This is a genomic window from Polaribacter sp. ALD11, from assembly GCF_002831685.1.
Taxonomy (GTDB): domain Bacteria; phylum Bacteroidota; class Bacteroidia; order Flavobacteriales; family Flavobacteriaceae; genus Polaribacter.
The window spans coordinates 2,959,429-2,971,536 of the sequence record NZ_CP025119.1 but is presented as its reverse complement, the minus strand read 5'-3'; the positions used below and the strand labels follow the sequence as shown (position 1 = coordinate 2,971,536).

The following is a 12,108-nucleotide window of genomic DNA, read 5'->3' as shown; positions in this document are numbered from 1 at the left end:
AGCATAATATTTTTTATGAGTAACACATTACTATCATCTCCTTTACAAGGTTTTACAGATTATAAATTTCGAAATGCATTTAATCATTTCTTCGGCGGAATAGATACTTTTTATTCGCCCTATATTAGATTAAATGGTAAGCTTGTTATTAAGAACTCGTATCAAAAAGACATTTTACTAGAGAATAATACCGAGTTAGAAGTAATTCCGCAAATAATTACCAATGATGTAGATGAATTTCTATTTGTTTCTAAATACGTACAAGAATTAGGCTACAAAGAGTTGAATTGGAATTTAGGTTGCCCGTATCCGATGGTTACAAAACGAGGAATGGGTTCTGGATTAATTAGTGATGCTGAAAAAATAAACAGTATTCTGCATAAAGTGCATAATGAATCTGATATTTTGGTTTCTATGAAAATGAGAATGGGCTATGAAAACCCTGAAGAAATATTAGCTGTTTTACCCATTTTAGATACCTATCCTCTTAAAAACATTGCCATTCATGCAAGAATAGGCAAGCAATTGTATAAAGGAGGAACAAATTTAGAAGCGTTTCAGAAATGTTTAGACAATAGCAAACATAAAATGTATTACAATGGTGATATTACTTCTGTTGCTGCATTTAAAAAACTACAAGAACGTTTTACTACCATAGACCATTGGATGATTGGACGCGGCTTAATTGCAGACCCTTTTTTACCAAGCATGATTAAGAATGATACCACCGAATATCCAAAAAATAGATTCGATATTTTTCATGAATTTCACGATCGTATTCATGAAGAATATGATGCAGCGCTTTCAGGTCCGACACCAATTAAAATGAAAATGCTTGGTTTTTGGGAGTACTTTTCTCAGAGTTTTGCAAATCCACAGAAGACGTACAAAAAAATTAAAAAAGCACAAAGTCCAAAGAATTATGCAATTGCTGTAAATGAAATTTTTAAGGAAGCGAAAAATAGTTAATTCACTTCCTTTAAAAATTAAGTGTCGTTTCTCTTCATTTCCGAATTAGGGTGTTCATTTTTAAACTCCTCTAAAACCTTTGTAATTGAAGCGCTAATTCGTTCTTTATTGATATCATATTTAGGATTCATTCCTTTTTTCTCTGGAAAATTCTCTATAGTAACTGTAGTAGAAGGAAATGCAAAATCTACTCCTAATTCTTTCGCTAACTTCACAATTGCAATGTGCAACCTGTGTTTAGAAGATTGCTCGACTCCCCAAGCCAAACTTTTAAAATAGACATTTACCATCACTAATAAAGCTGAATCACCAAAACCTGTAAATTCGACATTGTAAGAATCTGAACGCGTTTCTGGGTGCTCAATAATTATCTCTCTTACTCCTTTTACAAAAGCCTCAATTAATTCTGGTGGCGTGTCATAACGCAAACCTAAATTAGTATTGTAACGTCTAAACAAACGCAAACCTTTGTTATTGATAACAATTTCCGACAGCCTGCTATTTGGTATTTGATATACAGAAGTATCTGCTGCTCTAACCGTTGTAGATCTAAAACCAACTTTCTCTACAGTTCCTGCAAAATCTCCAGCTTCTATCCAATCTTCTATGTGAAAAGGTTTGTCTAGAAAAATCATAATCGTTCCTATCAAGTTTTTCACGGTATCTTGAGAAGCCAAAGCAACTGCCAAACCACCAATAGTTGCACCAGCTAAAATAGTGGTCGTATCTACACCAAAAAGTGATATTAACTTTAAAACACCACCAATAATAACCAAACCTGTAAAGAAATTATGTAGTATTGGCGATAATTGATCATCTAACCTGTTGTGCGTTTTCTCGGTAAAAACACTGTAAAACTTCATTAAAATATGTACAATGTTCAAAAAAACATAGGTCCAAAAAACAACTGCAGCAATATCCATAAACAAGAACACCCATGTATTGGTTTCTAAACTGAATTGAAGTGAAGGAAATACTTTGTCTATGAAACCGATAACTAATAATAAACTGATAGGTCTTGCTATTTTTTTTAAGGATTTCTTAAAAGTGATGTCTGTAGTTTTTGTAATTCTCTGTTGAATTATATTTAAGAGGTAAAAGGTAATTCTCTTAAAAAAGTAAAATAACAATACCGATATTAGAATGAATATAAAAGCAGTAAATAGCTGCCAATATTCAATTCCTAAGATTTTTTTATGTCCAAATTCTGGTATAATATTTTGAATTTTTTGAACGTACCAGGGGAAAACAGCACTATACAAAACATCTATTTTTGCTACCGTTTCTGAAGAGTAATACCAATTATCACCTACTTTTTCTACAGATATTTGTGGCATTTTTTGTGGAAAAGGGGTGTACTTTTGATAAGATGAATACCTAATAGTATCTTTAAAATTAGGATCTTTAGGAACAATCTCGAAATCTACAAACAAACCTTTACCGTCTAGAATTTTTTTAATTCTAATAACTTTTTTAACAGCTTCTTTTTCTGGTAAACCTAAAATTGTTTTTGCTGCTTTTTTAGGTTGATAAGAATCTGATTGTAAAAAATATAAATGTGTGTATAAAGTAGCATGAGGACTACTTAAATCTACATGTATAGAATCCTTTTGTGCATTTGTTATAAATGAAACTAAAAATAATAACCAAAATAATTTACGCATTACAAATATGTTAAATTGCTGTTAATCGAAATGCAAATTTAAACCTTTTGCTTTTTTAAGAGTCAAAGAAGTATAAATAATAAAGAATGAAAAACACTTTAACAAAAATAACAGTTTTTTAAACTTCTATAAAAGCATTAATAAATTTACAGTAACTAGTTTTTTTTGGTTGATTAACTAGTTTATTGACAAGGCTTAGATTCTTCTTTGAATCTGAGCTTTTTTTACACTTTAAAATACTTAAAATATTGTTAATTAATTACTTACAATTAAACCTTTGTTGTTTCTAAAAGTCTTAGTAGTATAAAAAATAACATTTAAAAAATCATAAAAATGAAAAAATTAGCAACTATTTTAGTATTCGTATTGGCTTTTACTCTTAGTACACAAGCACAGAAAAAAAGAGGTCATAAAAGACCACAACTCACTACTGAACAACAAACAGATTTAACAGTAAAGAGGATGACTTTAGCCTTGGATTTGTCCGAAAGGCAACAAAACCAAATGAAACCTATTATTACATCGAAAGTAGTAGAAAAAAAAGCTTTGATGGAAAAGAGGAAAGAAGCTAGAAAAAATGACAAAAGACCATCTTCAGATGAAATTTATGCAATGAAAAGTAAAATGCTAGACAATCGAATTGCTATGAAAAACAGCATGAAAGACATCTTAAATAAAGAGCAATTTGAGAAGTTTGAAAAAATGCATAAAAAAAGAGCAGCAAAAGATAAGCAGATGATGAAAAAGAAAAGTAAAAATAACAGCAAAAGAAATAAAAAAAGAGCTGATAAATAGTTTGGTTAGTTAGTTCATAAAACCCGATTTCTAAATTGAAATCGGGTTTTTGATTATATAACAAATTTGTATTCGCGTTAGGGATTGAACGGTTTGTTTGAGCTCTTTTTTGTTTTTACAAAAAAAGCGAGTAGTGAAAGCCCGACTTTATGCTGAAGAATGAAGTGTAAAGTAACGCCCAAAATAACAAACCTCTATTCTTTAAACCAACCTGAATATTTTACATAATTGTCTGCAATTCTATTAATTTCACCTGAAATTAATTCTTGTGAAATATCTTTTACTTTTTTAGCTGGAACACCTGCATAAATACTACCACTTTCTACGTGTGTATTCTTGGTAATAACTGCACCTGCTGCAATAATAGAATTCGATTCTATGATACAATCGTCCATAATAATACTTCCCATACCCACTAAAACATTGTCTTTAATGGTACAACCATGTACAATTGCATTGTGCCCAATGGAAACATTATTACCAATAATTGTAGGAGATTTTAGATATGTTGCATGAATTACTGCGCCATCTTGGATATTAACTTTATTTCCAATTTTAATGTAATGTACGTCTCCACGAATTACGGCATTAAACCAAATTGAACATTCTTTTCCTAGAGAAACATCACCAACAATTGTAGCGTTTTCGGCAACATAACAATCTTCTGGTATCTGTGGGTGTTTTCCGTTTACTGGTTTTATTACTGCCATACTGCTATTGGTTTAGAATTATTTAAATTAAAAATAAAATGCACTTAAATGAGGTCTTGTTGTTATTGTTATTTCTTAACCAATAATTTCTGACCAACAGAAATTATATTGTCGTTCAAATTATTAATAGCTTTTAAATTAGCTACAGAAATTTTAAACATTCTAGAAATCGAGTATAAAGTATCTCCTTTTTGCACTTCGTAGAAATTGCCTTCTACTTTTTCTATTACAACAGGTTTTTCAAAAGTTTCACCATCATTTAATTCTTTAACTTCTTCGGTGTACCTTACTTTTTTAACTTTATCAAACTCATAAAGTTGATAATCTTTAATGATTCTTAAAAGCTTTGCAGGATATTTTCTATCTGTTGCATAACCTGCTTTTCTTAAACCATAAGCCCATTTTTTGTAGTTTCTAATATTATAATCAAACAAAAAAGCATAGCGCTTTCTTTGTGTTAAAAATAACGAATGATCATTATAAGATGTTTCTGGATACACGTACTTCCTAAAACACTCACCTCTTTCATCGTCATCATGATATACACGTTCGCCTGTCCATTGTCTGTGGCACTTTATTCCGAAATGATTGTTAGATTTTAATGCCAACTCACTTTTTCCTTTGCCAGATTCTAAAATTCCTTGCGCTAAGGTAATGCTTGCAGGAATTTTATATTCGTGCATTTCTTTTACTGCAATTGGTGCATATTTTCTAATATAAGCAAGTGTTTCTTTATTTAGTCTAGAATTATTTTTAGCAAGTTTTTTTGTTAATTCAACCTCATTTACAGAAGGCAAATTAAACGGTGCTGGTTCTACAATTACAACGCCAGGGTTTTTCTTGTTAATGACTTTCTTTTTAGAGCCACAACTAGATAAAACTAATAAAAACAAACAACTAAAAACAATTTTTAACTTCATTCTACATTTATAGTTTGTTCATTTTTCTTAATTAGCTCTTGGTTAAACCCTGCTATTCCTTGAATTCCTCCTGTATGAATTGCTAAAATTTTGGTTCCTTCTTCAAAAGTATCTTTTTTGATTAAATCTATAATTCCGAAGACCATTTTACCCGTATAAATAGGGTCTAGCAAAATACCTGTTTCTTGTTTAAAATTATTAATAAAATCAATCAACTCTGGGTTAGATTTTGCATAACCGCCAAAATGATATCCTTTTTGTAATTTCCAACTATCATTTTTAATCGTATACTTTTTAATCTCTTCAGATAAAAAATTTCCTTTTAAAGCAGGAAATCCTAAGACTTTTTGACGCCTTTTTAGTGATTTTATTAAACCAGCAAGCGTTCCTCCAGTTCCAACAGCTGCGCAAATATAATTAAATTCAGCATCTTCTTTTGTTAAAATTTCTTGACAACCGTCTACAGCTAAGAAATTTGTTCCACCTTCTGGAATTAAATAAAAATCTCCCCATTTATTCTTCATCTTTTCAATAAAACCAAACGAAGTTTTTTGGCGGTATTCTTCTCTCGTAACAAAATGAAACTTCATTCCATGGTTTTGAGCTTCTCTTAAAGTTGGGTTGCCTTCTATTGTTTCTGCAATATTCTTACCTAATTCATCTCCTCTAATAATACCAAAAGTTTTAAGACCTGCTAATTTACCAGCCACTGCGGTTGCTAAAATATGATTCGAATAAGCGCCACCAAAAGTAAGTATCGATTTTTTCTTAAGCTTTGTTGCTTCTTGTAAATTGTATTTTAATTTTCTAAATTTATTACCAGAAACAAAAGGGTGAATTAAATCTTCTCTTTTTATAAAAAGTTTTACCTTTTTTTCTTCCAAAATAGGTAGAAAAACTTGTTGATTTTCAGTTTCTTTTATTGAGTTAAAGTCCATCGTTTATTATTCCTGTAAAAACAGGAATTTATAATTTAATTATTTTAAGTTTTTTGCTCCCGAAGTTTCGGGACTAGAAATTATAGAAAGTTATGAAAAATTAGAAACTTCTGCTTCAATTTTTTCCCATTTTTCCATTACAACGTCTAATTTTGCTTTTTTAGCTTTGTATTTTTCAAAGAAATTTGGTCTATTAGAAACTTCATCGTAGTTCTTTGCCAATTCTAAATCTACCTTTTCAATTTCCTTTTCTAAGTCTGCTATTTCGGTTTCTACATTAGAAAGCTTATTCTTTAGCTTTTTAAGTTGCTTTTCTTGCTCTCTAGATAGTTGTTCTGATTCTTTTTTAGAAGTATCTTTGGTCGCTTTTACAACCGTTCTTTTTTCTGCTTCTCTAAGATTTTCGATCTTGTGTTGGTCTAAGAAATAATCGATATCTCCTAAATACTCTTTAATCTCTTTGTCTTTAAAACCGTAAACAGTAGATGTTAATCCTTGTAGAAAATCTCTATCGTGAGAAACCAAAATTAAGGTTCCATTAAAATTATGCAACGCTTCTTTTAATACATTTTTAGATGCAATATCTAAGTGATTTGTTGGCTCATCCATTATTAACACGTTAAAAGGTGATAATAATAATTTACACAACGCCAATCTATTTCTTTCTCCTCCAGAAAGTACTTTTGCTTTTTTATCTGCTGCGTCTCCACCAAATAAGAATGAACCTAACATATCTCTAACTCTTGCTCTGTTAGAATCTGAGGCTGCATCTTCCATAATTTGTAACACCGTTTTTTCTGGCGGTAGATGTTCAGATTGATTTTGAGCAAAATACCCAACCTCTACATTATGACCTAGTTTTAAATGTCCTTCAAAAGGAATTTCACCAACCATCATTTTTGCTAAAGTAGATTTTCCTTGTCCGTTTTGACCAACAAAAGCAATTTTACTATTTCTTTCAATTAATAAATCTACACCTTCTAAAACGTGTTTATCGCCGTAACTTTTGCTTAGGTTTTCAGCTTCAACAATAATTTTACCAGGTTCTTTAGAAATGTTAAAACGAACATTCATGGCTTGGTTATCATCTTGGTCTACCTCAATTAACTCAACTTTATCTAGTTGCTTCATTAAAGATTGCGCCATAGAAGCTTTACTCGCTTTTGCCTTAAACTTGTTTATTAAGTGCTGTTTTTGTTTTATCTCTTTCTCTTGGTTCTTCTGAGCTTGTAATTGCTTTTCTTTAATTTCTCCTCTTAATAGTAAGAATTCTGAATACGGTTTTTTATAATCGTAGATTTGCCCTAAAGAAATTTCTATAGTTCTGTTGGTTACGTTATCTAAAAACATTTTATCATGCGAAACTAAGACAATGGCACCAGAATAGCCTTTTAAGAAGTTTTCTAACCAAATAATAGATTCGATATCTAAGTGATTGGTTGGCTCATCTAATAATAGGATATCATTATTCTGAAGTAATAATTTTGCCAACTCAATACGCATTCTCCAACCTCCAGAAAAAGTATCTGTTAGTTTGTCGAAATCTTCTCTTTGAAAACCTAAACCTTGTAAAATCTTTTCTGTATCTCCTTGGTAATTATAACCTCCTAAGAGTTCATAACGTTCGGTTTTTTCTGTTAGATCGATAATTAGCTGACTGTATTCTTCACTTTCATAGTCTGTTCTAGTTGCTAATTGTTCATTAATTTCATCTAACTGAAGTTCTATTTCTTTAATTTCTTCGAAAGCTTGGTATGCTTCTTCTAGAATAGTTCTTCCTTCAACAAAATCGATATCTTGTCTTAAGAATCCCATTTGCACATCTTTATCAAAAGCCATGGTTCCGCCACTACTTTCGATGTCTCTAGAAAGCACTTTTAATAAAGTCGATTTTCCTGCTCCATTTTTTCCAATCAGTCCAATTCTATCTCCTTTGTTCAATTTAAAAGTGATGCCAGAAAACAATTCAGTTCCCATAAAGGAAACCGTTAAATTATGTACGTTTAACATGAAATTATTGTAAATTTGTAAGGCGCAAAGCTACTTAAAAAAATAGAGTTATTATGTTTAAAAAAGGTACAAAAATATACAGTGTTACAAACAGTAAGTGCCCTCGATGTCATGAAGGTGATTTTTTTAAATATAAATTCACACTTAATCCATCGAAAATTACACAATTACATGATAATTGCCCAAAATGTGATTTAAGATATATGATGGAACCTTCTTTCTTTTTTGGTGCTATGTATGTAAATTACGGACTTACAGTTGCTATTTCTATTGCTACTTTCTTAATTGCTACGCTACTTTTCTCACTAACGCTATTGCAATCTTTTGCCGCAATAATTATTGCTTTACTTGTTTTAACACCCTTAAATCTGCGCTTATCTAGAATAATCTGGATAAATATGTTTGTTAGTTATAAAAAATCTATTTAATTTTTTTATTAAACCTCTTAATATCTATTTCTAAATCTAAAATCTCTCCTTTTTCTAAGTGATTAAAAAGGCTTTTAGCAACCGTTGGTCCAATCATTACGCCTCGAGTTCCTAAACCGTTTAAAACAATTAATTTAGGGTAATTTGGATGCACACCAACCAAAGGTCTTCTTCCTGCAACCGTTGGCCTTATTCCTGCTGATTGAGAAACAATTGTATAAGGAACATTTATTACTTTCTTCAATTTTTCTACCAATTCTTCTTTTCCTTCTTCAGACGGATTCGATGTTTTGTCTGTCCAATTAAAGGTTGCACCAACTTTATAGTTGTTGTCTCCCATTGGTAAGATAAAAAGAGTGGATTTTAATAAAAAATCGATATTTAATTCTGGGGAGTGAATGGTTAACAACTCTCCTTTTGCTTCATTTAATGGCAAATAATTAAAATACGGATTTTGTTTGATTCCAAATCCTTCACAAAAAACTACTTTCGAAGCAGTAACATCTTTGTAGGTTACAAATTGCTCATTAAGTTTTAATTCTTGATATTCAAAATTCTCAAAACGGATAAATCCACTTTCATTAAGATAGCTTCTATAAGACTCTACTAATTTCTTGGTATCAATTCTACCTGTTTCATTTACATTTCCGAAACTGAAATCTGAGATAACTCCATTATAATTATCGGAATCTAATTTAGGATCTAAATAATCTATTAACTTCGGTTTATCTATAGCTTCAAACCAATTATTCTGATCTTCTATAGATTTAAAAGCTTTTTTTATAACGATTTTTTTATCGATACTTATATTCAGTTTCTCTTCAATTTTTTGGTATAAAGGAAGCGCAACTTCTAACTGCTCTTTTGCGTTCCATACAGGTGTAAACCTTTTTAAAATTACAGGGTTATAAACGCCACCAGCAACTAAAGAAGATGTTTGGGAATCATCTTCGAAAACTAAAAACGTTTTATTTGCATTTAACAATTCTTCGGCAAATGCTAAACCTGCCAATCCTAAGCCAACAATAATATAGTCTACCTTCATAATTTAAAATTTAATTTGGCATAAATAACCGTCATTGCGAAGCACAAAGCAATCTCTTTATAGGTCTGTAATTGCTTTCAGTTTACAAAGAGCAAACTGCTCAGTGGCAAAAAAATGTACTTATCAGCAGACAGTTTTAGTGAAAAAAAATAGCTTCAAATAAAAAAACGCTTGCTTTCACAAACGTTTTATATTTTAATTTAATTGTGAATTAGTAATTCCACATATCTATTTCTCTATTTCTAATATCTTCTTTAATCTTGTTTGCTTCTAACATTTGGAATAAAGAATTACCACGAACATAGTCTTCAATAGCTCTATTGCCATAAATATTTTCTTCTCTAACAATCGTAGAACTAAATCTTCTAGCATTTAACAAGTGATCAAAAGAAATTGGTTGTGCTGCGTTTTTAGGGTTAAAAACTTTAGCGTCATGCAATACTTCTCTTGCAGATGGAAAGAAAATCCAAAACAATTCATATAGTTTATCATCTTCAATTTCTTGAACCCCTAAAGTTTGTACATCTTTACCCATGGGTGCTAAAGCCAATAATCTGTATTTTAACTCTCCTTGACGTTTGTCAAAATACCACATTCCTTTAATCATGTAACCAGCAACATCCTCTGTCTGAATCCTGTAAGTATCTGTATACCCATTTTCTTCACGAACGTTTACTAAACGTCTTTCTATTTCATCTTCTGTTATTCTAGTTGTAAAAAAAGAATCATCATACACTTCATTAATTTTACCTTGTTTCATTCCTTTTATAAGGGTGTGAAATAAAGATCTTCTCTCTGAAGCGATGTTTGTTGTGTCTATTGGAAAATAGTATGGTAAATTTATTTTTTGATTTAAATCTATAAATTCCCAAACCACTTTAGACCATAGCACATCTCTATCGTCTACATAACCATAAGGAAGTGGTCCATCATTATCTGCTGCTAATTGTTGCTCACTTTTTACACCTATCTGATCTACATCTTTTGCATTTAGTAAGTTTGCTTGCGCATTTACCAAACCTGTAGTTAGAATAACGAAAAATACTATTAGACAATTTCTAATCATAACTATGTTTTTTTTCTAGTTTGTTAACTCTATATTAACGGGTAATACTTTCTTTAATTTATAAGAGTTATTTTTTATTACTGCCTTAATATCATATATTGTAATAATATCACCCCTTCTAGCTTTAGACAAAGCTTTCTTTGCAGACGCATTAAATTTAGTTCCGCTTACAATAATTGCTAATTGACCAGGTACTTTTACCTTAAAACTTGTTACCTGTAAATCTAAGTCAAATAAGAAATCTGGTAACCCCGCACCTACTGGAGTGTTTGCTAGACCTGATTTAGGCATTCGTACTGTACCATATTGCCCTCTTACAGTTCCCATTGCTGCAGGAATATCTTTAATTCTAAAAGGTGTATTTGTACTTACATTTTTACCATCTGCTAATTTGGCTGAAACACTAATATTTACAGTATTTCCAGCTTTAGGGTTCATAATATATTTACCCGAACCCGTTTTCTGTAAACCTGGTGCACTTGCTCTTACATCTTTATCCGGAACTCCTGGTAATGAAATTGAGATAGGATTTGGTAAACCTCTATACACTACATTCATTTTATCTGCAGAAACTACAGGTGCATTTGGTTTAGAAATTACAGAATAAGAACTCTTAAATGGTACAGGAACTTCCTCTCCGTTTTCCATAAAATAAATAGTTCCTTTAATGTCTTTCTCACCAACACTTCCTGCGTTTAAATCTAAAATTACGCTACCATCTTTAAAGTTATCGTATTTTTTTCCGTTTAACTCTACTCTACTAGGCTTTAAACTAGGATCATATCTACCTAAAACAACACTACCTGTTACTTTATCTCCAGGATAAAAAGCATTTTTATCTAGTTGTACCACTCCGTTATAGTTAGACATAGAAACTTCACTCTCTAATTGCCCTCCTAATAAATCTGAAATAATATCACTTTCCGTGTTTTTAATATCCGCTTGTATTTGCGTAAAGTTTGTTAATGAGGCAATCATAGGGAAACCTTCATATCTAGCTCTTAAAAAAGGTACAGATTTATCAGTTTCATCATCGATAACATCTGAAGTAGAAAACCTACTATTTAAAACTGGTACAAATTTACTATCAGATCCTAAAACCTTAATTACATTCGTTCTATAATTATTAATTTTATCTAAAAATTCTTGACCTTCCGCTGTGTAATTATCTCCTTTAAAGAAATAAGCATCTAACCAATCTGTTTTATCCATTGTTTCATAATCATCTTTAACCTCTATTTTTTCAGTCATGCTTGTTTTTAAGCCTGCTAAAAATTGATAAAAATCTAAAGAATGTTCTTTTACTTTGTCTGCTTTTTCTTTTAAAGGACCAAATTTTTCTGGTTGTTCAGATGCTTTGGTTCTTAAATTTTCATAAGCTAAAGCATTTTTTTCTGTCGTAGAAGTATTGTTTTCTACTAGTTTCTCGTTCATGAAGCCAAAAGCTGATAAAACTTCTTTGCTCATATTTAGTGCTAACATTGCAATAAACACAAGATACATTAAGTTAATCATCTTCTGTCTTGCGGACATTTTTCCTCCTGCCATTATAATTAGTTTTTT

The 12,108-nt window shown here is 30.8% G+C and carries 11 protein-coding genes; 3 read left to right on the top strand and 8 right to left on the bottom strand.

Annotated features, from left to right (window positions below; translation table 11 throughout):
- Positions 1-15: 15 nt before the first annotated feature.
- Positions 16-969, top strand: coding sequence for a tRNA-dihydrouridine synthase (locus CW731_RS13015; RefSeq protein WP_100947133.1), 954 nt, complete (start codon positions 16-18; stop codon positions 967-969).
- 17 nt (positions 970-986) lie between these two features.
- On the opposite strand, the gene CW731_RS13010 is transcribed toward CW731_RS13015, so the two are convergent.
- Positions 987-2,633: a mechanosensitive ion channel family protein gene (locus tag CW731_RS13010; RefSeq protein ID WP_100947132.1), complete on the bottom strand. Its 1,647-nt coding sequence runs from the start codon at positions 2,631-2,633 to the stop codon at positions 987-989.
- Positions 2,634-2,966: 333 nt separating this feature from the next.
- Between CW731_RS13010 and CW731_RS13005 the strand changes: the two genes are divergently transcribed.
- Complete coding sequence (locus CW731_RS13005; RefSeq protein ID WP_100947131.1) at positions 2,967-3,428, top strand: hypothetical protein; 462 nt, start codon at positions 2,967-2,969, stop codon at positions 3,426-3,428.
- Positions 3,429-3,622: 194 nt separating this feature from the next.
- On the opposite strand, the gene CW731_RS13000 is transcribed toward CW731_RS13005, so the two are convergent.
- From CW731_RS13000 to CW731_RS12985, 4 genes are all read right to left on the bottom strand, one after another.
- A complete protein-coding gene (locus CW731_RS13000) occupies positions 3,623-4,138 on the bottom strand; it encodes a gamma carbonic anhydrase family protein (RefSeq protein ID WP_100947130.1) in 516 nt (171 codons plus the stop codon).
- A gap of 68 nt (positions 4,139-4,206) precedes the next feature.
- Positions 4,207-5,058 carry a glucosaminidase domain-containing protein gene (locus CW731_RS12995; RefSeq protein ID WP_100947129.1) on the bottom strand — a complete coding sequence of 284 codons (852 nt, stop codon included), beginning with the start codon at positions 5,056-5,058 and terminating at the stop codon, positions 4,207-4,209.
- Positions 5,055-5,996 (bottom strand): 1-aminocyclopropane-1-carboxylate deaminase/D-cysteine desulfhydrase, encoded by a 942-nt coding sequence (locus CW731_RS12990; protein ID WP_100947128.1) that lies wholly within the window; start codon positions 5,994-5,996, stop codon positions 5,055-5,057. The genes CW731_RS12995 and CW731_RS12990 overlap by 4 nt, the downstream gene beginning before the upstream one ends.
- A 90-nt stretch (positions 5,997-6,086) precedes the next feature.
- Entirely contained in the window at positions 6,087-8,006 is a 1,920-nt protein-coding gene (locus CW731_RS12985; protein ID WP_100947127.1) for an ABC-F family ATP-binding cassette domain-containing protein, read from the bottom strand.
- A gap of 53 nt (positions 8,007-8,059) precedes the next feature.
- Between CW731_RS12985 and CW731_RS15905 the strand changes: the two genes are divergently transcribed.
- The gene (locus CW731_RS15905) at positions 8,060-8,434 is read left to right on the top strand and encodes a DUF983 domain-containing protein (RefSeq protein ID WP_100947126.1); all 375 of its coding nucleotides are present in this window, start codon (positions 8,060-8,062) and stop codon (positions 8,432-8,434) included.
- On the opposite strand, the gene CW731_RS12975 is transcribed toward CW731_RS15905, so the two are convergent.
- The 3 genes from CW731_RS12975 to gldM all read right to left on the bottom strand — a co-directional run bounded on the left by CW731_RS12975 (position 8,427) and on the right by gldM (position 12,093).
- Positions 8,427-9,479, bottom strand: a complete 1,053-nt coding sequence (locus CW731_RS12975) for an FAD-binding oxidoreductase (protein ID WP_100947125.1) — start codon at positions 9,477-9,479, stop codon at positions 8,427-8,429. The two genes, CW731_RS15905 and CW731_RS12975, sit on opposite strands and share 8 nt — an antisense overlap.
- Before the next feature lie 211 nt (positions 9,480-9,690).
- Positions 9,691-10,545 carry a gliding motility protein GldN gene (gene gldN / locus CW731_RS12970; RefSeq protein ID WP_100947124.1) on the bottom strand — a complete coding sequence of 285 codons (855 nt, stop codon included), beginning with the start codon at positions 10,543-10,545 and terminating at the stop codon, positions 9,691-9,693.
- 15 nt (positions 10,546-10,560) lie between these two features.
- Complete coding sequence (gene gldM / locus CW731_RS12965; protein WP_100947123.1) at positions 10,561-12,093, bottom strand: gliding motility protein GldM; 1,533 nt, start codon at positions 12,091-12,093, stop codon at positions 10,561-10,563.
- Positions 12,094-12,108: the final 15 nt, after the last annotated feature.

Excerpts from the sequence above, each read along its gene's own strand:
- CW731_RS13015 (WP_100947133.1), top strand. The coding sequence starts at position 16 with ATGAGTAACACATTACTATCATCTCCTTTACAAGGTTTTACAGATTAT.
- CW731_RS13010 (WP_100947132.1), bottom strand. The coding sequence starts at position 2,633 with ATGCGTAAATTATTTTGGTTATTATTTTTAGTTTCATTTATAACAAAT.
- CW731_RS13005 (WP_100947131.1), top strand. The coding sequence starts at position 2,967 with ATGAAAAAATTAGCAACTATTTTAGTATTCGTATTGGCTTTTACTCTT.
- CW731_RS13000 (WP_100947130.1), bottom strand. The coding sequence starts at position 4,138 with ATGGCAGTAATAAAACCAGTAAACGGAAAACACCCACAGATACCAGAA.
- CW731_RS12995 (WP_100947129.1), bottom strand. The coding sequence starts at position 5,058 with ATGAAGTTAAAAATTGTTTTTAGTTGTTTGTTTTTATTAGTTTTATCT.
- CW731_RS12990 (WP_100947128.1), bottom strand. The coding sequence starts at position 5,996 with ATGGACTTTAACTCAATAAAAGAAACTGAAAATCAACAAGTTTTTCTA.
- CW731_RS12985 (WP_100947127.1), bottom strand. The coding sequence starts at position 8,006 with ATGTTAAACGTACATAATTTAACGGTTTCCTTTATGGGAACTGAATTG.
- CW731_RS15905 (WP_100947126.1), top strand. The coding sequence starts at position 8,060 with ATGTTTAAAAAAGGTACAAAAATATACAGTGTTACAAACAGTAAGTGC.
- CW731_RS12975 (WP_100947125.1), bottom strand. The coding sequence starts at position 9,479 with ATGAAGGTAGACTATATTATTGTTGGCTTAGGATTGGCAGGTTTAGCA.
- gldN (WP_100947124.1), bottom strand. The coding sequence starts at position 10,545 with ATGATTAGAAATTGTCTAATAGTATTTTTCGTTATTCTAACTACAGGT.
- gldM (WP_100947123.1), bottom strand. The coding sequence starts at position 12,093 with ATGGCAGGAGGAAAAATGTCCGCAAGACAGAAGATGATTAACTTAATG.